General features: G+C 64.0%; 16 protein-coding genes. 6 read left to right on the plus strand and 10 right to left on the minus strand.

Annotation, left to right across the window (positions count from 1 at the left end):
* Positions 1 to 27: 27 nt before the first annotated feature.
* A complete protein-coding gene (murB, locus tag ACYOEI_RS04000; RefSeq protein ID WP_462848016.1) occupies positions 28 to 909 on the minus strand; it encodes a UDP-N-acetylmuramate dehydrogenase in 882 nt (293 codons plus the stop codon).
* Entirely contained in the window at positions 869 to 2272 is a 1404-nt protein-coding gene (locus ACYOEI_RS04005) for a Mur ligase domain-containing protein (RefSeq protein WP_462848017.1), read from the minus strand. The genes murB and ACYOEI_RS04005 overlap by 41 nt, the downstream gene beginning before the upstream one ends.
* 403 nt (positions 2273 to 2675) lie before the next feature.
* Between ACYOEI_RS04005 and ACYOEI_RS04010 the strand changes: the two genes are divergently transcribed.
* On the plus strand, positions 2676 to 5552 hold the full coding sequence (locus tag ACYOEI_RS04010; protein ID WP_462848018.1) for a serine/threonine-protein kinase: 2877 nt from the start codon (positions 2676 to 2678) through the stop codon (positions 5550 to 5552).
* Here the strand turns inward: ACYOEI_RS04010 and ACYOEI_RS04015 are convergent.
* The 3 genes from ACYOEI_RS04015 to ACYOEI_RS04025 all read right to left on the minus strand — a co-directional run bounded on the left by ACYOEI_RS04015 (position 5481) and on the right by ACYOEI_RS04025 (position 9985).
* Positions 5481 to 8282 carry a M14 family metallopeptidase gene (locus ACYOEI_RS04015; protein ID WP_462848019.1) on the minus strand — a complete coding sequence of 934 codons (2802 nt, stop codon included), beginning with the start codon at positions 8280 to 8282 and terminating at the stop codon, positions 5481 to 5483. The genes ACYOEI_RS04010 and ACYOEI_RS04015 overlap by 72 nt on opposite strands.
* Before the next feature lie 199 nt (positions 8283 to 8481).
* Positions 8482 to 9462 carry a DUF1559 family PulG-like putative transporter gene (locus tag ACYOEI_RS04020; RefSeq protein ID WP_462848020.1) on the minus strand — a complete coding sequence of 327 codons (981 nt, stop codon included), beginning with the start codon at positions 9460 to 9462 and terminating at the stop codon, positions 8482 to 8484.
* 166 nt (positions 9463 to 9628) lie between these two features.
* Entirely contained in the window at positions 9629 to 9985 is a 357-nt protein-coding gene (locus tag ACYOEI_RS04025) for a hypothetical protein (RefSeq protein ID WP_462848021.1), read from the minus strand.
* Positions 9986 to 10523: 538 nt separating this feature from the next.
* Here ACYOEI_RS04025 and ACYOEI_RS04030 point away from each other — a divergent pair.
* The gene (locus ACYOEI_RS04030) at positions 10524 to 11759 is read left to right on the plus strand and encodes an alpha/beta hydrolase (RefSeq protein ID WP_462848023.1); all 1236 of its coding nucleotides are present in this window, start codon (positions 10524 to 10526) and stop codon (positions 11757 to 11759) included.
* A gap of 57 nt (positions 11760 to 11816) precedes the next feature.
* On the opposite strand, the gene ACYOEI_RS04035 is transcribed toward ACYOEI_RS04030, so the two are convergent.
* Together ACYOEI_RS04035 and ACYOEI_RS04040 are read right to left on the minus strand one after the other, a co-directional pair.
* Positions 11817 to 12674 (minus strand): alpha/beta hydrolase family protein, encoded by an 858-nt coding sequence (locus ACYOEI_RS04035; RefSeq protein ID WP_462848025.1) that lies wholly within the window; start codon positions 12672 to 12674, stop codon positions 11817 to 11819.
* A gap of 7 nt (positions 12675 to 12681) precedes the next feature.
* On the minus strand, positions 12682 to 15288 hold the full coding sequence (locus ACYOEI_RS04040; protein WP_462848026.1) for a cyanophycin synthetase: 2607 nt from the start codon (positions 15286 to 15288) through the stop codon (positions 12682 to 12684).
* Positions 15289 to 15808: 520 nt separating this feature from the next.
* On the opposite strand from ACYOEI_RS04040, the gene ACYOEI_RS04045 reads away from it, so the two are divergent.
* Positions 15809 to 16561, plus strand: coding sequence for a hypothetical protein (locus ACYOEI_RS04045; RefSeq protein ID WP_462848027.1), 753 nt, complete (start codon positions 15809 to 15811; stop codon positions 16559 to 16561).
* Positions 16562 to 16718: 157 nt separating this feature from the next.
* Here the strand turns inward: ACYOEI_RS04045 and ACYOEI_RS04050 are convergent, their stop codons facing one another.
* The gene (locus ACYOEI_RS04050) at positions 16719 to 17768 is read right to left on the minus strand and encodes a Gfo/Idh/MocA family oxidoreductase (RefSeq protein WP_462848028.1); all 1050 of its coding nucleotides are present in this window, start codon (positions 17766 to 17768) and stop codon (positions 16719 to 16721) included.
* Between the two features lie 471 nt (positions 17769 to 18239).
* Here ACYOEI_RS04050 and ACYOEI_RS04055 point away from each other — a divergent pair, with 471 nt between their 5' ends.
* The 3 genes from ACYOEI_RS04055 to ACYOEI_RS04065 all read left to right on the plus strand — a co-directional run bounded on the left by ACYOEI_RS04055 (position 18240) and on the right by ACYOEI_RS04065 (position 22430).
* Positions 18240 to 19544: an acetyl ornithine aminotransferase family protein gene (locus ACYOEI_RS04055; protein WP_462848029.1), complete on the plus strand. Its 1305-nt coding sequence runs from the start codon at positions 18240 to 18242 to the stop codon at positions 19542 to 19544.
* A 191-nt stretch (positions 19545 to 19735) separates the two neighbouring features.
* Positions 19736 to 21142, plus strand: a complete 1407-nt coding sequence (locus ACYOEI_RS04060) for a hypothetical protein (protein ID WP_462848031.1) — start codon at positions 19736 to 19738, stop codon at positions 21140 to 21142.
* A 178-nt stretch (positions 21143 to 21320) separates the two neighbouring features.
* Positions 21321 to 22430, plus strand: a complete 1110-nt coding sequence (locus ACYOEI_RS04065; RefSeq protein WP_462848032.1) for a retropepsin-like aspartic protease family protein — start codon at positions 21321 to 21323, stop codon at positions 22428 to 22430.
* 15 nt (positions 22431 to 22445) lie between these two features.
* On the opposite strand, the gene recJ is transcribed toward ACYOEI_RS04065, so the two are convergent.
* The gene (gene recJ / locus ACYOEI_RS04070; protein WP_462848034.1) at positions 22446 to 24212 is read right to left on the minus strand and encodes a single-stranded-DNA-specific exonuclease RecJ; all 1767 of its coding nucleotides are present in this window, start codon (positions 24210 to 24212) and stop codon (positions 22446 to 22448) included.
* 103 nt (positions 24213 to 24315) lie between these two features.
* Positions 24316 to 25410, minus strand: coding sequence for a magnesium/cobalt transporter CorA (corA, locus tag ACYOEI_RS04075; protein WP_462848035.1), 1095 nt, complete (start codon positions 25408 to 25410; stop codon positions 24316 to 24318).
* Positions 25411 to 25566: the final 156 nt, after the last annotated feature.

Below are 25566 nucleotides of genomic sequence, written 5' to 3' on the forward strand. Positions count from 1 at the left end.
AAGGGAGCAGAGACGGATCAGTCCCCCTCACCAGATCTGGATTTGCGGCTCCAAATCGTACCCGAACTGCTGCCAGACGCGCTGGCGGATTTGCTCCATCAGATTGAGGACATCGGTTGCCGTCGCTCCCGGCTGGGCGACGATGAAATTGGCGTGTCGGTCGGAGACCTCGGCGCCGCCGACGCGGGTTCCCTTCAACCCGGCCTGTTCGATCAGGGTCCCGGCGGGAAGGTCGGGGCTCGGATTCTTGAAGATACACCCCGAGGACTGGTGGCCGTACGGCTGATTCTCCTTCTTCACGATCCAGATCCGGCGCATCCGACGCACGACGGTCTCGGGGTCGGCTTGTTCCAACTCGAACTCGGCCGACAGGATCACGGGTTCATCCAGGTTCGATTCGAGGTCGGTGACGCTCAGGTCGTCGCGGTCGCGTACCTGGACCTCGTCGGAGGCGTCGATGACGGTCGCTTTCCGGACGCGCTGGCCGATCGAACCCTGGCGGTCCCCCGCATTGCCGCGCAGGGCGCCTCCGACGGTCCCCGGAATCCCGGTGAGGAACTCGAGTCCGGCCAGGCCGGCGCGGGCCGTCTGCGAGATCAGGGCGGTGAGCGGGACCGCGGCGCCGGCTTCGACGATGGGACCCCGGATCGTCACGTCCGAGAACGCCGGGCTCTCGAGATGGATCACCAGCGCCTTGACGCCTTCGTCGCGCACGAGGACGTTCGAGCCACCGCTCAGGATCTTGAACGGGTAGGACTCGGACCGGCAGCGTCGAAGGAGCCCCAGGAGTTCGTCGAGGTTGCGAGGCCGGGCCAGGAACGCCGCCGGCCCCCCGAGACGGAACCAGACGTGGGGGGCCAAGGACTCATCAGCCTTGATGATCGCGCGGAAGTCGTCGAATAAATGCATCGGCTATCGTTCCCACTTCGCCGGCCCCGAGGGCTACCAGCACATCACCCGGTTCGAGGTCCCGATCCAAGGTCCGGAGGGCGTCGTCCAGGTCGACCGCCCGACACGCCCAGACCCCGGCCGCGACCAGTTCGCGAACCACCAGATTCGAGCCGCATTCGCCCGCGGGGGCCGAATGGCCGTCCATGATCAAGACTCGGTCGGCCGCCGCGAAGGCGGACGTGAACGTCCCCACATCCTCCTCGGGGATCCAGCCGTCGCCGCAATGATACACCGCCCAGAGTCGGCGCTTGCCGAACGCCTGTCGGCCGATCGCCAACGAATCCGAGACCGACGAGGGGTCGCGCCCCTCGTCATCCACCAGAGTAACACCTCGATAGCTTCCGCGGGACTCGAAATCGCGCGAAAGGCCCGTAAACTCTTCCAGGCCTTCTTTGACCTCGGCCGAGGGGACGTCCAATCGGGCACAGGCCGCGATCGCTGCCAGGGCGGAGACCACATTGCGATGTCCCGGGACTCGCAGGCGGACTTCGTTCGCGAATCGTCCCCGGTAGAAGGCCCGGAACCGATAGCGACCGGACTCCTCGCGAAGGTCGGCACCCCACCAGGTGCAACCTCGGTCGAGGGAGATCTCCTCGACGGGCGACGCGACGTCGCGCAACGCCTCGCGGACGAGGGCGTTGGGCTCATGGGCCAGGATCAGGCCGTCGCCCGGGACCGACGCGGCGAATCGACGGAGGGCCGAGATCCTGGCCTCGCGTTCCGTGTCGTGCGGCCCGACGAGATCGAGCAGGATCGCGAGGCGAGGTCCCAGTGGGGCGAGCTCCGCCCCTTCGTCGAGGACTTCGACGATGAAATGGGGCCCGTCGCCGCTGCGTGCCCACCCCCCCAATTGGGGGACCGGGGTCTCGACCATGACGCTGGGGTCGATCCCCGCGTTCGTCAGGATCCAACCGATCATCGCCGCGGTCACCCCCGCCTCACGCCTGCCGGCGACCGCAAGGCCGAAGGTATGACGCATCGATTCGGTCAGCCACTGTCCGGGCGTCGAGAGCGGGACCCCCCGACGGAGGGCCGACAAGCGCACGGGGTGGGTGTGCCCGACGTCGGGACGGACGATGAGATGGTGGACTCCGTCGGGACACCTCGCGTCCCGATCGCCCACGCGTATCGACGCTCCAATCCGCCTCAGCCGGTCGACGGAGGGTTGGGGACATTGGGTCGTCCCTGTCACCTCGGCACCACCCTCGACCAGAAGCTGGGCCAGGCCGGGCATTCCTTGCCCGGCCGGTTCCAGCAGATGTGCATGCGCATGTGCAGGCGCAAGCTCCGCGCGGGCGTCTCCCCGTCGCAACCGATTCATCGGCAAGCGCCCTCGGTCCATCCATCGGAGCGGAGAGAAGGCCCCGGCCAACCACAGCCCGGCGAGGATCGCCCCCCTCCAACCCCTACTATCGGCCCAACTCGCAGACTGCTCGCAATCTTTCCTGGCGATCCTTTCACTTCCCCGGTCGGAGCCCAAGCACTTCGATCCGTCAGATCCGAATTCTCGAAAGTTCTCGGGGTGATTCATTCGACCCTCTCGACGAACGATCGATTCCAGGACGAAGGTTTTCAGAGATGAGGAAAGTGCTTGACTCTGTCCCGGCGCTTCCCACCAATAGTGGCGCGAGCCACATTCTCGATTCGCATGAGAAAATCCGAATCTTTTCGACGTTCTCCCGCCATCCTCGCTCGCTCGCCCAGGCCTCTCAGGAGTTTCGCTCGTGCCGATCCAATGCCCTTACTGCCGGAATCCGATCGGGTACAAGGGCGCCAAGCCGGGGCGTTACACCACGAAGTGTCCGTCGTGCGCGAAGAAGTTCCTGCTCGCGGTCCCGAGCGACCCCGAGGCGTCCCCGGTCGTTTCCGGCCTCCGCTCCGAACGCGAGTCCGAACTGCCGACCGAGGTTGATCCCAAGGCCGCGGGGACGATGCCCACTATCCCGGCCGCGGCGGCGGACGAGACGCGCGAGTGGAACCCCGGCGAAACGTCGGCGACTACTCCCTCAAATCCAACAAATTCGCAACTCCCCACGGTCGCGGAGACGTTGTTGGCCGGGGCAAATCCGCCCGCGACCGGGGAATGGAAGCCCCAGGCGACCGAGGCGGCAACTCGAGGGGCGGGGACCGAGGCGACGATCTCGGGTAGTTCGTCGCAAGGTTTCGAGCTGGCGACGGGGGCCCTGGGCGAGGGATCGGATTCAGGCCAACGACCCGGGGAGATCCCGAGCACGCTCGGCGGGTACCAGATCCTTAAGGAGTTGGGCCGGGGCGGGATGGGGGCCGTGTATCTGGCCCGGCAACTCTCGCTCGATCGCGACGTCGCGCTGAAGGTGATGAGGCCGGAGTGGGCCACGAATCCGACCTTCGTCTCACGATTCACGAGGGAAGCGTATGCGGCCGCGCAGCTCGTCCACCACAACGTGGTCCAGATCTATGATTTCGGCCAGGACCGCGGGACCAGCTATTTCAGCATGGAGTTCGTTCGCGGCCGTACGCTCTCCGACCTCGTCCGCACGCAGAAGAAACTCGACCCGGAAGTGGCCGTGGGCTACATCCTCCAGGCGGCTCGCGGGCTGAAGTCGGCCCACGATCAGAGCATGATCCATCGGGACATCAAACCCGACAACCTTCTGCTCAACGACCAGGGGGTCGTGAAAGTGGCCGACCTCGGCCTGGTGAAGACACCGGCCGCGGCCGAAGCCGAGATCGCGCGTGAGAACGGGACGACACCCGTGGCCGCGCCAGGGGACATCCCGTTCGCGACGCCGGGAGGTGGTTCGATCACCCTCGCGAATGTCGCGATGGGAACCCCCGCGTTCATGGCGCCCGAGCAGGCGCGTGATGCCGCCGGGGTGGACCATCGGGCCGACATCTATTCGCTCGGCTGCACGCTCTATCATCTCATCACCGGCCGCCCCCCTTTCGAAGGGAAATCGGTCTTCGAGTTGATGAGCAAGCATCAAACCGAGCCAATCATCCCGCCGGAGACCATCGTCAAGCGTGTCCCTAGGGCCCTGTCCGAGATCATCCTCAAGATGGTCGCCAAGCGTCCCGAGGATCGTTACGCAAACCTCTCCGAAGTGATCAAGGTCTTCGAGTCCTACCTGGGGATCAGCGGCTCCGGGACGTTCTCGCCGCGTGAGGAACACGCCAATTTGCTCGTCGAGTGTGTCGATACGTTCAACGATTCGCCGACCGCACGACTCCGCCCGAACGTGCTCCTGGGAATCGCGGCCGGGTGTGGCGCCGTCGTGGTCCTGGGGCTGCTCGCGAGGCAGTTCGTACTGGCCGGAGGATTCCTCGGGCTGGGCCTCATGACGGCGTTCGCCTACTTCATCATCAAGGGGTCCCGCGAGAAGACGCACCTCTTCGTAAAGTCTCGAGAGTTGGTCCTGGGCGGTTCGATCGTCGACTGGCTGATGATCGCGGCGGGGGTGGTCCTCGCGCTCACCGTCGTCCTCGTGGCCGGGTTACTCTGGGCCTGGGTTGCCTTCGGGATCCTCGCCGTGCTGATCGCCCTCGGCCTCCATCTCGCCCTCGATCGGAAGATCGAAGCGGAGCGGTTGGAGTCGGTCGGGAAAACGTTGGAATTGCTCCGCAGCATGCGGCTGCAAGGCCTCGACGAGGATTTGCTCCGCCAGTTCGTGTGCAAATACAGCGGTGAGCGTTGGGAGGAATTCTATGAGGCCCTCTTCGGGTACGACGCCAAGCTCGCCGCGAGGGATCGTTGGGGGCGTGGCGAGCGTGGACTCCCTCGCAAGAAATACGGGGCCTGGCGTGATCCGATCGTCCAGTGGATCGAGGCGAAGCAGCGCTCGAGGCGGGAGGCGCGAGAGCGAAAGCTCTTCGAGAAGATCGAGGAACGGAGCCTGGAGGCGCAGGGGGTGAACCTGGTCACGGCCCGCCGCAAGGCGAAACGGGCGGCCGAAGCGATGGTGACCATGGCCGCCGAGATCCAGGAAGCCTCCCGCGCCCCCTCCGCACTTCGGACGTCGAGGCCACCGATCGGCAAGGCCCTCCGCGAGGCGGCCGAGAAGCCCGAAGCGGTCCTCGTCGAACGCGAGTCCGGCCTCTACGGCCCGCGCCACGACGGCCCCTTGAACGCGATCCTGGGCCCCAAACCTCGGTTCCTCGCGGGGGCCGCCCTACTTGCGAGTTGCCTGCTCTGGCTCCACCAGAACGAAATGCTCACGGATGAGAATATGAAAGCCGTGGCCAAAGCCGCCCAGGAAGTCGGATCTCAGGTGAAGGAGGCGGGGACCAAGGTCGTGCAGACGGGGAAAGTCGAGCATGCGAAGGTCGACGCACCTCGGATCGCGATCGACACGTCCAGGACTCGACCGCTGCGCGTGCCGTTCCTCCCGAGTCGGATCGCCTCCCGCTACTTCAATACATTCAGCCCGGGGGTTGCCGGGCTGATCCTCCTCGCCTCGTCTCTCTTCCGTGGCCCGAAGATGTCGATGTTCGCAATCCCCGCAGCCGGCATCGCATTACTTGGGCCAGGGCTCGGGATCCCATTCTTGACCTCATCGAGCCTCAGCATGGCCGCCGGCGCCGGGCTTGGTGTGGTCGGCCTTTTCTTCGGGCGTAGTCGGTAGCGACGACTCGGGGCTCCGACGATCCCGCTCCCCGCCGGCAAGCAAGGCGTTGAAGAGGAGTCGGAACGTGCCGTGGGTCTGGCCTCGGTGTTGGGGCGGGAAGCCGAACAGGACGACAGACCCTTTGCCGAGGGGTACGACGACGAGAGCGGCCTTGCCTTGGACGTGCGACGGGCCAAGTAGCCATCCACTTTCGAGCACGTTCTCGTTCGCGTAGGTCAGGACGGTTTCGACCCCGGAGTGCGCGCCATCCTTGGGGTTCGGCTCGAAGGCGAGCGAACGGTCGAAGTACCCGGAAACCTTGTCGGGAACGCCGAATGTCAACGGATGGTCCCCCGAGGTCTTTCGCAAGCTGAGGATCGAGCCGGGCCCGAAGAAACTCGGCGTGTCTAGATTCTTGAGGACGTTGACGACTGGGAGTCCGAGTTCCTCGATGGCAAAGTTGCAGGAATCTTCGAGGCAGACCAGCGTCCCCCCTTCCGTGACGAATGCGCGGAGGGCTTCGACCCCCTCACGCCCCAGGCCGCCCTCGAATCGCGGCTCGGTCTGTCCCGCTTGGAACCCGTCACGCAGGGGCTTCGGCTCGATCGAAGGGAGCAGCAGCGTTTCGACCCGATCTCTGAGGCGGCCGACGCGGATATCGGAGTTGTGCAGCGTGGTGTACTTGAACCGAAATCTCTCGAGCACCCAGCGAGTCCAGCCTTCGTCCATGCTCGGGACCCAGGGTTGATAAACGCCGACTCGAGCGGGCCGCAGTCTTCGGGTCGTTCGCGAACCGGGCCAAGTCCCTTCCCTCCCCACGACATTCGTTGATATTTGGGTGAAGACCCGGTCGAGGACTGATCGAGTCATCTCATTCGCGGGGAAACCCAACGTACCGAGCGGCGTCTCGGCTTCCTCTTTCGAAATCACAACAAAGCCGGTCTGATCTGCGGGTCCCCGGATCACTTGTTGGACATCGACACCGGCGTCCACGAGCGCGTTCAGGGCGATGAAGTCGTCATTGGATCGATTGGCGATCGTCCAGTAGGTCGGTTTCTCCGCGCCGGTCCTTCGACCTCGAAGGGGGTCAATTCGCTCGAGCGACTTCGCCTCGACGCGAAACGGCTCGGCAACCGCGACGGTGCGGACTCCCATCTGCAGGGGGAGGGTCCAGCCGGCGACGTCGTAAGGGGCCTCGGCTTCTCCTTTCCCGTTGAAGCGCGAAGGGTAGGCCTGCGACTCGAGCATGTCCTTGAGGTGGGCACGATACGGTTGGGCGGCCGGCAGGATCCATGATCCCGCAGGAAAGGTCACGCCCCCCGCCTGGAAGTTTTCGGTCACCCGCTCCACCTCGATTCCGGTTTCGTGGAGGATTCGGACCATCTCCGCGGCGGTGCCAGGGTCTTGGGTGTCGTTCGGGACAACCCAACCGAATGGGGGAGAGCTCTTGCCCAACGCGATTGCTTCTTGCCCCATCGCTTGGAGATTCGACTGGAAGTGCGTCCTGTACCGCGCGGCAAGCGAGAGCAGCGAACGGGCACAGATCAACTCGTAGTCGACGATGTCTCGGAGTCGCCACCATCCGCCCGCCCAGGGCTCGACGAAATTGGCGGCGGCGGCGTGGTCGCGAAATCCTCGGGACCCACCGCGAAGCTCATCTTTTTCGAGGAAGATGGGCGTCCCCATCCGAACGCTGGCGGCCTCGGTCAGGATCGCGACGATGTTGTGTCGTTGCGGGGTGGTCCGGTTTCCTCCGTTCCACCAGTTGTCGTACATCGCATTGGTGAGGACGCCGGGCTTTCCCGCGGTGGCCAGGTCGGCCGCCATGTGGGCGCCGAGCATCGCGATCGACTGGTGAATCCGGCGGTCGATATTTGGATTGACCGGGTCGTGGAACGGCGGGACGAAGATCCGGGCCCCGCGAGTCCCCATCTGGTGGACATCGTAGAGGATCGTCGGGAACCATTCCCTGTAGAGGAGGTGGGTGAGGAGCCGGGTCTCCTTCAGGTTGAGCATGAACCAGTCGCGATTGGTATCGTGGCCGGCATAGGCGTGGTAGAGCTCGGGCATTCCGCTCCCTTCCCACGGATGCCCCTTCGATCGTTCATACCATTTCGCAACCTTGTCGACGCCGTCAGGATTGGCCGAGGGGACCAAGAGGAGGATCGTCGAACCGAGGATTTCTCGGGTTATCGGGTCGTCCCGCGTCGCGAGCTCGTGGAGGAGCTCCATCGCCATCAGGGTCGAGGCGGCCTCGTTCGAGTGGATCGAACACGAGATGACCACGACGGTCTTCCCCGCCGCGACGAGGTCGGCAGTCTCCGCAGGGGACGCGAGGAGTCGAGGGTCGGTCAATCGCCGTTGAATGTCTTGATACTTGGCGACGGACCGCAAGGTCTCGGGTGCGGCGACCGCCGCGACGAGATACGGGCGATCCTCGGTGGTCCGGCCGAGCTCACGCACCGAGACCCGATCCGACGCCTCGTCCACCTCGCGGAAATAGTCGACGACCTTCGACCAAGGTGCCAGGTGGAAGTCCGCGCCGGCTCGAAAGCCGAGATGAGACTCGGGACTCGGGACTTCACCCCCCTTGGCTCGCCCGGTACCGAGGAGGAAGAGGACGAAGACGAGACTCCACGTCGGCGATAGCCGTTTCCGATGGAGGCTCGTTCTCGATCTCGTTGGACGGGTCTCATGAGATGCCCTGGCCCGACGGCCCGATCTCGACGCATGGCCGTCGTTTGGCATCGTTCCGTATCCTCAGGACGTGGGGAGTGGAAAGTTGGCATCGGACGCCGCTACCCGGTGCGGCGTCTTCCGATCCTCGCCAAGTTTCCCACGCCGTGTCGCTGAAGTCCACTCGGACGAACGATTCAGAGCATTCTGATGGGTTGCTCTTCGTTTCGCGGATGAGGAGGGCCGGAGCGGCCCTCCTCAGGCTGGGCAATCAGTAGGAATCGGCCGAAATGACTTCGCCGCCAGCCCTCGTCGCGAGGGAACGATAGACGGTCGGGCTGATCTGATCCTTGATGAAGTGGACCGAGCCGTCACCGAAGAGGAAGTTGACCCCGCCGGGGTGTCGGCTCCAGTAATCCTCAACGTGGGCCTCGGGGTGGTTGGGAGTCCTCGGGCCATCCTCCGTGCCGATCGGCCCGAGGATCATCGTGAACGACTCTTCGGGCTCGGCGGCAAACCGGTCGCTCCCACCTTCGAACGACGACGTCTTGAACAACCAGCCTCCCACGGCCCGGCCGGTCCAGGTCACGTAGCTGAGGTTGTGGCTCCGCTCCCCGATGGCGAAAGTCTGGCTCGATCCGTCGGTCATATCGGCGAAGGTCACCCGGCTGTTCCGGTAGAAAAGCCCCGTGCCCCGCCCGGGGGCCTCTCCGATCTCTCCAAGTCCGTACACGCCGATGTAGTTGCCGCAGCCGACGGTGTACACCGTGTCCGTATTCTCCTCGTTGCGGACCGGGACGGTCTGCTTCGTCGAGTCTGAGGGGCAGAGGTATCCGCCGACTCGCAACAGTTGTGCGGTGAAGTTTTGGGGATAGGTTTTCGTCAGGTTGAAGTTGATGGCGTCGTAGAGGGGCTTCTGTTCGAAATGGGAGAGGATGAAGCTCCCCCACGCCCAACCCTGGCCGATGTCGTCTTCCGCGTTCCCTTCGTCCCCGCCGTCCTTCTTCCAGTAACTCGCATACCCCGGAGGCAGGACGCGGTGGGTCTCGTGGTAGTTGTGGAGCGCAAGGCCGATCTGCTTGAGATTATTCGTGCACTGGAGTCGACGAGCGGCCTCGCGAGCCGCCTGGACGGCCGGCAGTAACAGGGCGATCAGCACTCCGATAATGCTGATCACGACCAGGAGCTCGATCAGGGTAAATCCACTGGAATGCGAGCGGCGATTCGAACGGTGCTGATTCCGTGCGTACATGGGAGGACCTCCGCGACCGACGCCAAAGCCGAGGATGACTTTTTGTGGTCCCCAGCTCTGCGCGTTCGGTGTGTCGAGCCTTGCTTGTAAGTTCAACGCAACGTTGACCGGGCCGGCCGATCTTCGAAGAGATCGCCGGTCGTCGGGAGTGGGTTGGTGGGAACCCTCAAACGCGCGGAGGAGCTCGGCTCGATGAGCGGAAGGTCGAGATGCGACGGTCGTCGACCTCGGAAAAGATCGGCAACACCGCGATCGGGATCCGGTCTGAGACGACCGGTTCGTCGGGTCCTGCCGCCAGGTGTTGCGAGCGAAACTGGCAGGCGAGGCAGTCGTCGCCGAAATGGACCATCCCCTGACTGGGGTGGCCGGAGAAGTGGAGGGTCGAATCGTCGCAACTGGCCAGGCAACGCGTCGCCGACCCGGCTTCATCCGCACCGTGGGAGTGTGCCAACGGCGCAAGCAACACGGCCAGGAGATAGGCCGCAGCGAACCAGGGTCGATGTTCGCTCAGTCGTAACGACAAGGCACTCATCTCGACGATGGGGGGGGGATCGCGAGTCAAACCACTGATATTTCAGTGTTTCGGCATAACCCTGTCAAGGTGCGTTATGAGAAAGCTCGTCACCTCCGGCACTCCGGACGAGGGATGAGCCCGAAAGCTTCCGATGGCCCTCTGCGGTGTGAAGGGGCGAGGTCGCCGATGTGGGTCGGATCCCAGAAACCGGGCCGACCGCCGCTCCGATGTGTAGACTCGGGATGGAAGAGGGGCAGGGATTGCCTTGGTTTATAATCATGATTTTTCGTTATTCATAAATAGCTATTTTGCGTCGTGTCGCCCAGGTATCGATTCTCTCGAAGTGGACTCGCTTCAGGCCATCCCGGGGGCGTTCATTCGTCGTGAATCGTGGCGGAATCGAACGAGTCGAGGATCGAGAATTCCTCCGGAAAGCCGACTGTCGAGAAATGGGAGAATTTGATACGAGAACGGTCCGGTGCGCCATCCCCCCGATGGAGGGTCGTCCAGCGGCCTTCCGATTGCTCGCCTGCCAGGAGGGTACGAGATGCCCAGAACGATCCTTGCAACGATCCTCGTCCTCGCCGCGACCTCCACGGTTGTGGCGGATGACTTCGGCCGATTCCTCGAACAGGCGGCCCGGAAGCAACTCCGCCAGGCCCTGCCCGTTCGAGGGACGCAAGAGGGGGCGTCCGAAGCTCGGAAGCAAGGGGGAGAGCCGTTTGTTATCAAGACTCCCGACGGGTGGACGCTCGTCGCGCATCGCTACAAACCGACGGGGCCGGCCCGGCCGGGTGCGATGCCCGTCATCCTCTGCCACGGATTGACGTATAACGCCGTCTTCTGGGACCTCGACCCGTCTTGCGGCTTCGCTCCCTATCTGGCGAGCCTCGGCTTCGACGTCTGGGCGGTGAGTCTCCGAGGCTGCGGCCTCAGCCAGAAGTGGGTCTGGCGGCTCGAGGACGCACCCGAAGCGGTGATCGGCGGGGCCTTGAGACGCATGACCCACGGCAAGGTCGGGCCGACCGGATACGCGACAGTCGACCCGAAGTACGCCAACTGGACCATGGACCACCACATCAGCCAGGATGTCCCCGCCTTGGTCCGACTGGTCCGCAGGACGACTGGGGCTCCCGCGGTCGCTTGGGTGGGACATTCGATGGGTGGGATCGTGGCACTCGGCTGCTTGGCCCGCTACCCCAACCCGGGTATCGGCTGCCTCGTCACCGTAGGCAGTCAGGTCACGATGCCCGAAGGCCAGGTCGCTCGCCGATTCCTCACCGAACTCATCCAGACTAGGCTTCGACAGACGTCAGGTCAACTCGGACGCGACGAGGTCCTCAGCCAGACTCGGACGAGCGTCTACAACCTCTTTTTCAACCCGCAGAACGTCAGCCCCAAGGTTTACGAGGCGCTCTCGGGGTGGGCCACGGACATCCCCGCCGTCGGACTGCTCCAGCAATACTTATTGCTTTCCAACAAGGGCGTCCTCCTCGACGCCAAGGGGCAGTTCAACTACGCCCAGGCGGTCGGCAACATCAAGATTCCGATCTTCATCAGTTGCGGCGAGAAGGACAACTTCGCCCCGCCTCGCGTCCAACGCGAGCTCTTCGAGCGAGTCGGCTCGACCGACAAGACCCTTTACGTCTTCGGCACATCGAAAGGGCTCCCGGTCGATGCCGGGCACGACGATGCCCTCGTCGGCCTGAACTCGAAGGAGACGAGTTTCCCCATCATCGCCCAATGGCTCTCGGCCCACGCCCAGGCAGTTCCGGCCCCCTGACCGAAACCCGCGATCGACGGCAGAGCCATGATGCCCTCGACGGCCGTCGATCATCGCTCACTTGCCCCTGTACGCTTCTGCTCCAAAGAGGGCATCGCGACAGGCCGGGGCGTCGAACATGGCCTGGTGGTCGTGCCCCACGCCGGGGGCCTCGACCAGTCGCCAATCGAACGTCCATCCCTTCGCGACGGCGAGTCGGCGAGCGGCTTCGAAGCCGTTCTTCCCTCGTTCATAGCGATTGGGTCCCTGCCGATCGGCCTCCGGGCTCGTGTCAAGATCTTCGTCGCGGTCGGTATCCTTCGTCCCCATGTAGAGCGTCAACGGGCGGGCGAGATAGGCACGCAGGGCGTCCTCGCCGGAAAGCTCGTCGGGCAAGGCCCCGAAGCCGTAGGGGAACGGGAGGTCACGCGTCGGGAAGAGGTCGGATCCCGGATTCGCGGCGACGATCCGAGCCGCCTCGGTCGGGACGAAACCCGTCAACCTGACGAGGAACTGGCCCCCCGCCGAGTGCCCGATCAGGTAATAGGGCATCTCAGCCCGATGCTCCAGCGCCCGGATCTTCTCCGCGATCCTCGGGACGAGGCTCCAGGTCCAGGCGTCTCGGGGCTGGACCTTCCCGTCTCGCTTCAAGCCCCCTTGCTGGTACTTCCCGGCGCCGAATTGTGCGGAGTCGAACCGAGGGGCCACGACGAGCATCCCATGACGATCGCCCATCGATCGGGCGTGGTCGCGATACACGTCCGCATCCCTGAGCATCCCGTGGAAGACCATCAGCATCGGCCCGTCTCGGAAGCCTTCGGGCTTGTAGGTGAAGACCTCCAGCTTCGCCGAGTCGAGTTCGACGACAATCCGTGACGACCCCTTCGGGATTTCGGCCTGACCGACGAGCAGGCACGCCAAGACGAGCGAAAACATCGCGTGCTCACCTTTCGATGGAGTTGGTCGTCGCGAGGTATTGACGGATGAAATCGAGCGAGGCCTCGATCCGCTCGACCCCGAGGATGAGGAGGTCGCCGGGACGGAGCCCTCGGAGGGCGAGTTCGATCGCCTCGAGCTCCCCGACAACCTCGATAAGCTCCTTCGCTCGGCCTCGTCCCGCGAACCCTTGCCGGAGCAAGGCGTTGAGCTCGCCGTCTTGCCGGTCCTGGTTCCCCTGGTCCTCGTACAGGATGACCCGGTCGAATCCGTCGCCAAGGATCTCGCCTTGTCGGATGACGTCGGCATCCCTGCGATTGCAGCCGGCGAAGACGATGACGCGACGCTCGTGGGCGATCTGCTCGGCCGACTCGACGAGTGCCTCGAGTGCCATCGCGTTGTGGGGGAAGTCGACCACGACAGTCGCCCCGCCCACTTCCCAGACGTTGAAACGAGCGGGCATCTGGTCCGGGTCGCCCGCGAACGACTCGAGACCGTAACGCATCGAATCGATCGACAGCCCGAGAGCCCAGACGGCGCCGATGACGGCCAGGGTATTCTCGACCTGGAATCCGACGCGTCCGCCGTAGGTGATGGGGATTCGAGGCAAGTAGAGCAAGGGTTCCTCGACCCCTCCGCTCAGCAGGATGACCGCCCCTTCGCGGACGAACAAGGCCCGGCCCCCCTGCTCTCTTTGGCGGAGGATCCGAGGATGTTCGGAGTCTCGACTGAACCAGATGACTTGGCCCCGGCACTCGGTCGCCATGGCGGCGACCCGTTCGTCCTCGGCCTTCAGGACGGCCACTCCCGAGGGTGAGACCGCCTGGACGACCGTCGTCTTGACCTTGGCGAGCTCGTCCAGCGTGTCGATACCCCGGAGCTCGAGATGGTCCCCTTCGCCCAGGTTCGTGACCACGGCCACGTCGCAGCGGTCGAAGGCAAGCCCTTCGCGAATGATCCCTCCCTGCGCCGTCTCGAGGACGGCGACCTCGACGTCCGGGTTGAGGAAGACCGTCTGGGCGCTCTGTGGCCCGCTGCAATCGCCCGTGGCGATCCGCCGCCCCGCGACATAGATGCCGTCGGTCGAGCTCATGCCGACCACGCTCCCTTGGCGAGCGAGGAGGTGGGCGATCATGCGCGTCGTCGTCGTCTTGCCGCTGGTCCCCGTGACCGCGATGATCGGTATTCGACCATCTTCGCCGCCGGGGAAGAGGACCTCGACGATCGCCTCGCCCACGGGGCGAGGCGGGTCGTTCCAGGGGGCGAGGTGTTGGCGGAGCCAGGGGTTGGCATTGACCTCGAGGATGACTCCCCCCTGCTCTTCCAGGGGACGGCCGATGTCTTCCGCGACGACATCCAGGCCGGCCAGGTCGAGCCCGATCACCTTGACCGCGTCGAGTGCCCGGGCGGCGACCTCGGGGTGGACCTGGTCGGTGACATCGACGTTGTCCCCGCCGTCTTTCATGTGCGAGTTGCGCCGGATGTAGACCCTGAGCCCCTCGGGAGGAATGGCACCAGGGTCAAAACCCTGTTCGGCGAGGACCTCGAGCGCGATCGGGTCGAGGACGATCTTCTTCAATGGGGACGTCGCATCGACACCTCGGCGAGGGTCGAGATTCACGTGCTCCACAAGCTCGAGGACAGTCCGCTTCCCATCGCCGATGACGTGCGCGGAGTCGCGCCTGGCCGCGGCGATGACCCGGTCGCCGATAACGAGCAATCGGTGATGGGCCCCCGGGGCATAGCGTTCCACCATGACCTGAGAGCTGAAGTTCCGGGCCTCGTCGTAGGCGGCCAGCACCTGTTCGCGGGCCTTGAGGTTGAGGGTGATCCCGTCGCCGTGGTCGGCATCCAGAGGCTTGACGACCACCGGCCCCCCGAGCTCGACGGCGGCGGCCCATGCGTCCTCGGCATCCACGACGGGCCGACCCTCGGGGACGGGGACGCCGACCGAGCGGAGCATCGACTTCGTCAGGTCCTTGTCGTCGGAGATCGACTCGGCCACCGAGCTCGTTCGATCGGTCACGGCCGTCTGGAATCGGCGCTGTTTGATGCCGTATCCAAGCTGGATCAGGCTCTCGGAGTTGAGCCGACGGACAGGGATGCCTCGCGCCCGAGCTGCGGCAACGACCGGCGCCGTATTGGGTCCGAAGCCGAATTGCTTCGAGAGACCACGCAACCGCTGGATCTCGCCTTCGACATCCAGGTCGGCGACTTCGGCCCCCTTCGTGAGCCATCCCGTCGCAAGCTTCAGGGCGGCGAGGGCGACCTCCTCAACCTGATACCCAACCGCGAACCGCGTCACCCCCCCCTGGGTCTTGCCAAATAACGGCGGGAAGTCGACCGGTTCTCCTGCGGCCATCTGGGCGGCCAGCACGAGTCGGGCCAGGGTTTCCACCGGATTCGGAGCGTCGCGGAACTGGTCAACCAGGCCTTGGGCCTTGTTCGAATTCGTTGCCGAGCAAGAAATGAGGCGGTGAACGATCTGTCTCGCGAATTCGGAAGCCTCCTCCGAAGTCCACTCGATTGCATCCACCCACACTTCGAGGACCGGGACGCGTGTCCATACGTTCGGACCGCGGAGGGGCAAGACTTTCCGAACAACCATTCCCATTCCCTGATTGCGTGAGACGAGAACCCATCGATGCGGTTCCCGACATCCTAACAAATTCGACTCACGAGGACGATTCCGGGCCATCGCCCGGCCCATTGTCGCATCATGCTTGGGGGATGACGACAGGTTCCTCGACGCCAGTGAAACTGCACGATTAAGGGGCGATGGGCAAACCTCGGCCACGTCGAGTGTGGTGGCTTGTCCGCTCGAAGACATCCCGTATCACGACACCTCCCGAGCACGGGAGCGGCAGTCCGAACCATTGCATCCTTAGGCATCCCGGAATCGGGACGTCGCGGGAAGGCCGGGCGGTCGTCGATCCGCTGCGCCGACCGACGACGCTGAAACACATGCATGCTGGGATAGGACGGGCGCAACCTTTGAGATCTTGCCCGTATCAGGCCCTTTTTGCTGATGCATGCGTCTTCGAATCGAAGTATAGTTGGGATCAGCGTTGGCAGCATCCCATGAAGGATCGGAACTCCGATAGTTCATCCTATCCTGATGCGGGAGCCCTGAGATGATCGAGTTGGCGTGCCCGAAGTGCGGACGCGGGGGATCGATTCCCAACCAGAAAATCAACAGTCGTCTCGTTTGCAAGAAATGCTTCGTCGTGTTCCACATGAACACTTCGGGGCGGACGATCCTTGGTGAACCGAACACCGAGGTGCCGAAATCCGAGACCCAGACCAGCACTCTCTCATCTCGCTTGCCGAGCGCGGATGACTTCGCCAACTTGAAGGACAGCCTGACGTCGTTCACCCCGAAACAAGCCGGGATCGCCGCCGGGGTCGTAGCCGTCCTCGGGATCGGGTGGATGATCTTTTCCCAGCCCCCCGAGAGCCTGAGCGACTGCACGACGGCGACCGCGATTCGATTCGCGGCCGACGACCTGGGCTACCTGAAGGAAATCGCGACCAAGGACACCGTCGACGATATCGTCCGATGGTTCGACGCGGTCCACCCGAAGCTCGTGAAGATCCGCTCGCAGTGGAAGAACAAGGAGACCGAGGTGCGGGTGATGGTCATCGACGAGAACCGTAAGCAACGTAGCGGCGAGGCCGAGGCTTTCGTCTATCCCGTGGGCAGTGCCGGCTCGGGCACCGCCCTCGCCAGCAATGCGGGAGCGTCGTTAGGTCCGGTCGAGCCCCTCGAGCTCAAGCTCCACTGGAAGCTTGACAAGGGACGCTGGCGGCTGGACGGACTTCGTACCTTCCAGTTGGCGGGCGGATCTCCGCCTTCCCTCGCAGGCGCGTCCGCCGGCGAGCCTTGACGACTTCCGAAACCCGAGCGTCTTCTCCGAAACCCGGCTCGTTCAACACGGCCGGGTTTACGACGCCACCCTCGACAACGATGCTTCAGGGATATTGCGTCTCGCCGCGAAACCGAAACCCGCGAACGGGGTCTTCGACGGGTTTCGAGGCAGTCCGTCAACAAAGGGTTCCCCAGGGACCCTCGATGGCGCAACCTTGGGTCGACGACGTCGTCGCGGCTTCCAGGATTCTCACGACGTCTCGCGCCTGCTCCGCAGTGACGGCGAGCGGGACGCCGTTGTTGAGGTGGTCGGCGATATTTGCGTAGTAGGAATCCCAGTGGCCACGGGTGGTCTCGACGGGAGTCTCGTGCCGAGAGCCATTCGCATCAATACGTGTAAGCGTTCCCTGATGCGGATGCTTCTCTGCGGCGGCGTCGATATCGCCGGCGCGTAGGGCCTCCTCCTGCGGATCCACGCCATACTTCGTGAAGCCGCCCTCGGTCCCGAGGATCCACCACCGTGGACGCTCGAGGACACTGACACGGCTCGTCTCGACGTGAAACAAGGTATTGTCGAACTCGAGGACGAGTCGGCCGTGTCCGCCGCTATCCACGCCAGGCCAAGGAGCCGGGAGGATCCAGGCGGAGACTCTCCGGCAAGGCCCTAAGCCGAGGTTGAGGGCCTGGTCGATGAGGTGCGCCCCCCAGTCGTGAAGGATCGTCCCGGCGAGCTCGGCCCGCCCTCGCCAGGATCGGGGCGGTGCGAATCGACACACCGCGCTCTCGATCAGGATCGGTCGACCGATCGAGCCTCGAGCCAGGACGCCTCGCACGGTGAGGAAGTCCCAATCCCAGCGCCGATTGTGAAAGACCGACAGCATTCGTCCCGACGCGTCCCGGGCGGCGATCATGCGGTCGGCGTCGGCGCCCGACAGGGCCATCACCTTGTCGACCACGCAATCCTTCCCCGCCTCGAGACTTCGCACCGCGATGTCCGCGTGTGAGTCGTGCGGAGTGGCGACGACGACGAGCTGAATCTCGAGGTCGCCAAGGGCCTCATCAAGTTCAGCGTAAACCCGGACACCGCATTCCGAGGCGGCCGAGACGCGCACCTCGGCGTTGCGCGCCACGACGCCGACGAGTCGCATCCCAGGTTGTCGTCGGATCAACGGGCAATGAAACGCCCGACCAGCCAGACCGTACCCGACAACCACCGTATTGATCATTTCGACGGTCTCCCAACCACCCGGGATCAGGCGCCCCGACCACGGCCACCCCTGTCGATCTCGTGAGACCCGAGCTCCGTATAAGACTAGGGATGCCTCGATTCCGCCAGGGGATCGTGGCCTCCACCACGCGAGGATTGCGTCGAGGTTGGGGAAGGTTTACGCACATTCACTTTCAGCGTCCCCCGGATTCGGGAGACTCGCGATCGTCGGACCTCAACGAACCACTCCGCGACTTCCGAAGCGCAACCACACCGGGGATCGATCGAATCGAGCCGTGTCAGCCGCATCGCCTAAAACCGTCGAGATTCAATTTCACCTATGTATGTAGAGTTGCCTGAACCCTGGGGGTTGAAATGGCTTCGTAGAATGCCCTTAGAATGGTGGGAGCCCTGCGCCGAGAGAGTCCATTCCGCCGAGAGGAGTCTTCCCCCACGTCCAACGGTAACCCCTTGAGGGAGCGAGACGATCATGACGAGCTTGAATCGCGACGAACCCAGGATCCTCGGCCCCCTCCCCGGCCCCCGCGCGTCCGCTTGGTTGGAACGTGACCAGGCGGTGATGTCGCCGTCGTACACCCGCGTCTACCCGCTCGTCGTGAAGCGGGCGCGGGGCGCGATGATCGAGGACCTCGACGGGAATCGGTTCCTCGACCTCACGGCCGGCATCGCCGTGACGGCGGCCGGCCATTGCCACCCCCGCGTCACCGCCGCGATTCGCAAGCAGGCGGGGCAACTCGTCCACATGTCCGGGACCGACTTCTACTACCGTCCCCAGGTTCGCTTCGCCGAGCGGTTGGCCCGGCTCGCTCCGGGCCCCGGGGCGAAGCGGGTCTTCTTCACGAACAGCGGTGCCGAGGCGATCGAGGCGGCGTTGAAGCTGGCGCGTCGGCATACCGGCCGGCATCGTGCCATGGCATTCCTGAACGCCTTCCACGGGCGAACCTACGGCGCGATGTCCTTGACCGCCTCGAAGCCGATGCAGCGGAGGGGTTTCTCGCCGCTCGTGCCGGAGATCCACCACGCCCGGTTCGGCGACCTGGAATCTGTCCGGGCCCTCTTCCGGACGGTATGCCCTCCAGACGAGGTGGCCGCGATCTTCGTCGAGCCGATCCAGGGCGAGGGGGGATACCTCATCCCGCCGGACGACTTCCTCCCTGGCCTGCGGCGACTCTGCGACGAACACGGGATCCTGCTGGTCTTCGACGAGGTGCAGTCGGGTGTCGGTCGCACCGGTAAAATGTTCGCTTCCGAGCATTGGGACGTGGCCGGGGACATCGTCTGCCTGGCCAAGGGCATCGCCAATGGGCTCCCCCTGGGTGCCATCGTCGCGCGGACGGAAGTCATGGACTGGCCGAGCGGGAGCCACGCCTCGACGTTCGGAGGCAACCCGGTCGCCTGCGCGGCGGCCCTCGCGACCTTCGACCTCGTCGAATCCCGATATTGCAAGAATGCCGAAGTTCGAGGTTTGGAACTTCGGGAAGGCCTGCAATCCCTCGCGTGCCGGCATCCGAACATCCACGAGGTCCGGGGACTTGGCCTGATGATCGGGCTCGAGATCCGCTCTGAGGGGGAACCCGACTCGATCCTCCGGGACGAGATTATCGAACGTGCGTTCCACAGAGGCCTGTTGCTCCTCCCCTGCGGCCAGAGTACCGTCCGGTTCAGTCCGCCGTTGTGCCTGACAAGCCGCCAGGTCCGGATCGGTCTCGAGATCCTCGACGCCGTCCTCGCCCAGTTGAAATTGAAATCCGCGTCTGTGTCTGAAGCGGTCTGATGGCCGGATGGGTCGAACTCAACGTCCTGGATGGAAGAGGGTTGGAGCCCCGGGAATACCTCCTGGGGCCGTCCCCTGCCTTTGATTCTTGAGTCGGCTCCGAGATTCGGCGTTTTAACATCTCGGGGATTCAACTACCGCCGCATGACTTCCCCCGACGCAACAGTCGGATTCTGGAAAGCGAGGATCGCATGTCTGTCACGACGGAATCGAACGGGGCGATCGTCTTCGACTGGCAACGCTGGCCGGAGACGGAGGCCATCGTCGGCGGGTGGATCGCGTCGGGTTTGCACGGGAATGAGTTCGCCGCAACTCTTGCCGTCCGTATGCGGGATGAGGCGAGCACACGTTTCGTCGACTGGGTCGACCATCTCGTCCTGGCCGGCGGGTCGGGCCTGATCCGAACCCTCGAAGGCATCGGCTACCGTCGTCAAAAAGAGCTCGCCCCGTCGGGTCGGCCTGCGTTCGCCCACAGCGGCGGCATCTTCCCTCGGATCATCGTGGTTCCTGGCGAAACCATCGCCGTCCAAGAGATCGCGATCAAGGTCGAGTCGATTGCAGACTTCTCCCGAGCCCACGACCTGGGACTCACGATCCTGGGTTACGCCTTGGGACCCTACCGTGTCGCGAGGGTGTCGAGCGGGTCGACGAGCCTGTCGGCTGTCGAGCGCCGGGGATATACCGGGTTCGACCCATTCCCCGGAGACCTGGCACGCGAGGGCCGGATGCGGCCGCACGCCGCGCGGGACGCGCTCGCGGCACGGGACTTGTGGCAAGGTCGCCGTCGTCGTTTCGAGGACGACGCGGAAGGTTTCGACTCGGCCGAGTCCACGCTCGCCCGGGTGATCGAGCTCACCGGATCGACGGACCTCGCGTGCCACCTCGTCTTCGAGGTTGAACGCGACTACTGGATGTCGAGGAACCACGCGGCTCGGGTCCAGAAGGCGCGGCAAGACCGCCTAGGGCTCGGGTGGGCCAACCACGACCACCACACTTTCCGTTGCTCTCGCCGGTTTTTCCCGAGAGTGATCGGGATGTTCGAAACCCTGGGCTTCTCGCTTCGCGAGCGATACCACGCCGGTTCCAAGGCCGGTTGGGGAGCCCAGATCCTCGAGCATCCGACGACCGGCATCGTGATCTTCGCCGACCTCGACCTCGCCCCGGACGAGGCCACCGAAGACTTTGCCCACAACGCCTTACCCGATCTCTCGCGTTCCAACACGGTCGGCCTGTGGGTTGCCCTGCATGGCGAGTCGATCCTGGACGCGGGCATGCACCACCTCGAGGCTCAGTTCGACTTCGATGCGCTCCGCGAGGCGCTCCTGGCCGAGTCGGGCATCGAGGTGATGAAGCCGTTCTCCGACTTCTCATTCCTTCGTCAGGCATTCACCACGGGCGAGCGTTGGCCGATCTCCCGCCTCCGCGCCGACCGGTGTCTCGCTCAGGGTTGGATCGATTCCGAGCAGCACGAAAAGTTCCTTCGAGACGGCGGGATCGGGAGCCACCTCGAGAACCTTCAACGTCGCGAAGGGTTCAAGGGCTTTAACCAGAGTTCCGTCAGTGTCATCATCGCCGCGACCGATCCCAGGCTCCATTGAGATGCCCGCAAGCGTTGAGAGTCCGGTCCGGATGATTGCATGCGGGGTGAGGTCTCCCGTATGATCGATGACTCGGAGACATCTTTTCCCGACCCCTCGCATCCCTTCGGGAAATCGCCCGGGCTCTTGCGACGAGATCAGCATCGGACCGATCTGGTCCGTTTCGGAGGCCTTCGACGTGACCCCGACCTCACGACTCTCCTCATTCGGGATGCTCTTGACCCTCGCCCTCACGATCGCCCCGGCCGTCCTTGGGGCCGACGACCCCGCGGACTCCGCGCTGAAGGAAAAGGGGCTGAAGAAGTCGGGGAACTACCTCGTCCTCTCGAGCGAGGCGACGACCCAGAAGAAATTGAACGAGACGAAGGCGCGATACAAGCAGTATTCTCTCGCGGTCATGCAGCAGCGCCAATTCGATCGCGGGGTCGAGGATAGTAAGGCTTATCTCCGCCAACTCATCGAGCAGCGACGGATCCTCGGACTCCAATTGAAGCAAGCGCGGTCGACCGACGAACATAACCAGATCGTCACGATGCTCAATGATACAAACGACCAGATGAAGCTCCTCGAAGATGAGGAGTCCGACCCCAAGTTCAAGGATAATCTGAACGCGAACGCCGCCCAGTCTCGGGAGCAGTTCGTCCAGGCGGTCATCGACCTTCGTCAACTCATCGACGAGACCCAGAAGCAGTACACGGAGCTTTCCGAAGACGAGACGGTCAAGGAGTCGCTCGCGGCCTTGAACAAGAAGGGGAAGACCAAGTACTCGCTCGGACCGTCGAAGGCGTTCCTCGCCAACGTGAAGCTCGTCGAGAAGGTCGAGGCCTCGGTTCTGAGCGAGTCCGTGACCATGAGACGCGACAACGGCGTCTTCTGGCTTGACGTGACGTTCAACGGCAAGGTCACCGAGCCGATGGTCTTCGACACGGGAGCTTCGATCGTCGTCCTTTCGAGCGAGCTCGCGTCGAAAATCGGCCTGAAGCCGAGCTCCTCCGACCCGACGATCGAGTGTCACATCGCCGATGGCTCGGTTGTCGAAGCCAAGAAAATGTCAATTCCTTCTGTGCGAGTCGGCAAATTCACGATCAAGGACGTCGAATGCGCGGTCATGCCCCCCACCAAGAGAGAGCTCTCGCCGCTCCTGGGTGGGAGCTTCAACAAGTATTTTGACTACAAGGTCATTCCCGAAACCGGGAAGCTGATCCTCTCGAAGGTCGAGACGGAAGCGAGCGAGTCGAAGCCCGCTCCCAAGGCCAAGTCGGGGCGGACCGTCCGAGGGCGTCGATAACCCTTCCGTCTCGCCTCAGGCCGTCTGCGAGTGGGCTCCTTCGGCCACCTGCTCGAGTTGGAAGTCCTTGATCTCGAGCTGAACCTCGCGACGGCCTTGCCACTCGTTGATCGACGGGTGGAACGCCAGCGAACAGAGCGTGTTTGCGGACAAGTCGCGGCCCCGCTCGGCCATGTTCCAGGCGATCCCTTTGAGGACGGCGCCCCCTTGCGTTAACCGCAGTTGGAGGTGGTTCCTCCGCTCACCGACCGGACGAGGCTCGCCGAGGATCCTGACGTTGCTGGCGATGAGAAGCGGCTTGGGGTTGCCCATCCCGTGGGGTTCGAGCGCCTCGATCTCTTCGACGAGGCGTGTCGTGAGCATGCTGAGGGGGATCTCGGCGTCGATCCTCAGGACCTTCTGGAGCAGATCGCCGGAAAGGGCTTCTCGGCAATGCCGCTCGAAGCGTTCCGCGAATTCAGGGAATAATGCAACCGGGAGTTTCAGGCCCGCGGCCGCCGCGTGGCCACCGAACGCCAGCAACCCCGATGAGCACGCCTGGATGGCGTCATAGAGGTTGAAGCCCGGGATCGAACGAGCCGAAGCCTGCCCGACCTCGTGGTTGAGGGCAAAGACCAAGGCGGGACGGTGGTAAGACTCGACCAGCCGGCTGGCGACGATGCCGATCACGCCGGGATGCCACCCCTCGCGCCCGACCACGATCGCTCCCCGCTCGCCGATCCCGCCTTGCGCCTCGATCATCTCGTGGGCTTCGGCGACGATCGCGTGCTCGACTTCCTGACGACGAAGGTTGCATTGATCGAGCTCCTTCGCGATTTCTGCGGCAAGTTCGACGTCGGTTGTCGTGAACATTTCGACGGCCCGCATCGCTCGTTCGAGGCGGCCGGCCGCGTTGATCCGAGGGGCCATGCTGAAGCCGACGGTCCCCGTCGTCAGCTTCCTCCGGCCGAGACAACCGGATACTTCCATCAGGGCCTTCAGCCCAACTGATGGGTCCACGAACATGCCGGAGAGGCCGTGCTTGACGAGGATCCGGTTTTCCCCCTCGAGCGGCACGACGTCAGCCACCGTCGCCAACGCGACCAACCCGATGGAATGCACGAGAAAGTCCCGGAGATGCGGCGAGGCTTTCTTCCCGTCGTTAAAGCTCTTGCAAACCTGCCAAGCGAGCTTAAACGCCACGGCCGCCCCGCACAGATTCTTGTCGGGGTAGAGGCTCCCCGGCAGTGAGGGGTGGACGACGACGTCGGCGTCGGGGATCACCGGGCCGATCGTGTGATGGTCGCTCACGATCAACTCGAGACCCAAGTCGCGTGCCAGCTTCACTTCCTCGACCGCGGAGATCCCGCAGTCGACGGTGATGATGAGCGACGCGCCGTCGTCGTGCGCGAGCTTCCGAAGGGCGTCCGCGTTGACGCCGTATCCCTCATCGACACGGTGAGGAATGTAGTAGTCGACGTTCTGTGCCCCGGCCAGGCGGAGGCAACCCCAGAGGATGCTCGTGCCGCAGACGCCATCGACGTCGTAGTCGCCGTAGATGACGATCTTGCGCCCTTCGCGGACCGCGCGGACGATTCGATCGGCGGCCTCCACTGTGCCGGGGAGGAGCTCGGGGTCATGCAGCCCGTTCATGCGGGCCTGGAGGAATACCGAGGCGCTCGAGGGATTGTCGATCCCGCGGTTCAGCAAGAGCTGAGCAATCAGCGGAGAGACATGGGCTTCGCGGGCAAAGGTCGCGATGCGCACGGAGTCATGAGGCCGCAGGAGCCATCGCGAGGTCATCGCCGACCTTCCCCTCTCTCCCGGTCGCAGGACCACTCATCGAGGCTGGTCCTTTGATTAACGCCGAGTCCCCGGCTCACGGTGAAGGCCGGTCGCCCACCTGTCAGGATTTCGTTTCACGACGTTGCCCCTCGACTCGTCCGAGGGCAAACCAGCCGCGATGCCGGGCCCACAGATACATCCCAATGGGCGTAACGAGCATGATCAGGCATGTGGCACCGAACAACAGAGCCTTGGGGAGCCACGACTGGAAAGCCAAGGTTTCGCCGAAGTAGTTCATCCCGAAGAAGCTCGTCAGGAATGACATCGGCAAGAACATGACCGTCACCAGAGTCAACGCCTTCATGATATCGTTGGTGCGGTTCGAAATCGCCGACAGGTACGTGTCGAGGGCCCCCGAGATCAAGTCCCGAAGACTCTCGGCAATGTCGTGGATCCGGACGATGTGGTCGTAGACGTCTCGGAAGTAGACTCTATGCCGGGAATCGATCGGGGCATACTCGTCGCGAGCGAGCCGGTTCAGGACTTCGCGCTCGGGGGCGAGGATACGATGCAGTCGGAGCACCGATCGCTTGACCTGGAAGATCGAATGGAGTGTGCGAGGGGTGGGCCGGTCGAACACCTCGTCCTGGGCCGAGTCGATCGCCTCGTCGAGGTGCTCGATCGCCGGCAGGTATTCAGCCACACTCATGTCCAGGACGTGGTACAGCAGGCAATCGGCCCCGTTCTTGAGGCGATTCATCGGGTCCCGCTCGATATTCCGGCGGAGCTGGTCCAGGGCGGGCAATGGTTCGCCGTGGTAAGTGACCAGGTAGTTGCGACCGAGGAAGATGTCGAGCTCGTGCAGCTTGAGGTCGTCGGTGTCGGGGTCGAAATCGATCGTGTGGAAGACGATGTAGAGGTATTCTCCCCAGTCGTCCAGCTTCGAGACGTGGGTGTCCTTGATCGCGTCTTCAATCGCGAGCGGATGGAAGTGGAAGACCTCGCGAAGGAGCGCCTCGATCTCCGTATCCTTGCCCGTTTCCGAGGGCTGGATATCGAGCCAAACCGTTCCCGAGGTGTCGTCGACGGCCTTCCGGATTTGATCGATCGGCCAATCCAGATGGAAGGTGCCCGAGGCGTCGAGGTAGACGACGCGAATCCGCGCCCCGCTGAAACGTTGGGCGGCCGATCGGGCCAGATCCTGGATCGTGGACATCGCACCGGCTCCACGGACAAGCGTCTCGAATGGGCCGCGGCCGTCGGCGACCGGGGGAGGAAACCCCCGAGGGTAACTCGATCGGGACAGCGACGACCCCAGCGGACCCACGTTGTAAAGGCCCTCGGAACAACTACCAGAAACCGAGGAGGTCGT

It is taken from the genome of Singulisphaera rosea (assembly GCF_054877945.1).

What these genes read in the sequence shown, in the direction of transcription:
- ACYOEI_RS04040 (WP_462848026.1), bottom strand. Translation starts at nt 15,288, where the DNA reads ATGGGAATGGTTGTTCGGAAAGTCTTGCCCCTCCGCGGTCCGAACGTA.
- ACYOEI_RS04055 (WP_462848029.1), top strand. Translation starts at nt 18,240, where the DNA reads ATGACGAGCTTGAATCGCGACGAACCCAGGATCCTCGGCCCCCTCCCC.
- corA (WP_462848035.1), bottom strand. Translation starts at nt 25,410, where the DNA reads ATGTCCACGATCCAGGATCTGGCCCGATCGGCCGCCCAACGTTTCAGC.
- ACYOEI_RS04060 (WP_462848031.1), top strand. Translation starts at nt 19,736, where the DNA reads ATGTCTGTCACGACGGAATCGAACGGGGCGATCGTCTTCGACTGGCAA.
- ACYOEI_RS04030 (WP_462848023.1), top strand. Translation starts at nt 10,524, where the DNA reads ATGCCCAGAACGATCCTTGCAACGATCCTCGTCCTCGCCGCGACCTCC.
- ACYOEI_RS04050 (WP_462848028.1), bottom strand. Translation starts at nt 17,768, where the DNA reads ATGATCAATACGGTGGTTGTCGGGTACGGTCTGGCTGGTCGGGCGTTT.
- recJ (WP_462848034.1), bottom strand. Translation starts at nt 24,212, where the DNA reads ATGACCTCGCGATGGCTCCTGCGGCCTCATGACTCCGTGCGCATCGCG.
- ACYOEI_RS04045 (WP_462848027.1), top strand. Translation starts at nt 15,809, where the DNA reads ATGATCGAGTTGGCGTGCCCGAAGTGCGGACGCGGGGGATCGATTCCC.
- murB (WP_462848016.1), bottom strand. Translation starts at nt 909, where the DNA reads ATGCATTTATTCGACGACTTCCGCGCGATCATCAAGGCTGATGAGTCC.
- ACYOEI_RS04005 (WP_462848017.1), bottom strand. Translation starts at nt 2,272, where the DNA reads ATGAATCGGTTGCGACGGGGAGACGCCCGCGCGGAGCTTGCGCCTGCA.
- ACYOEI_RS04015 (WP_462848019.1), bottom strand. Translation starts at nt 8,282, where the DNA reads ATGCCAAACGACGGCCATGCGTCGAGATCGGGCCGTCGGGCCAGGGCA.
- ACYOEI_RS04035 (WP_462848025.1), bottom strand. Translation starts at nt 12,674, where the DNA reads ATGTTTTCGCTCGTCTTGGCGTGCCTGCTCGTCGGTCAGGCCGAAATC.
- ACYOEI_RS04020 (WP_462848020.1), bottom strand. Translation starts at nt 9,462, where the DNA reads ATGTACGCACGGAATCAGCACCGTTCGAATCGCCGCTCGCATTCCAGT.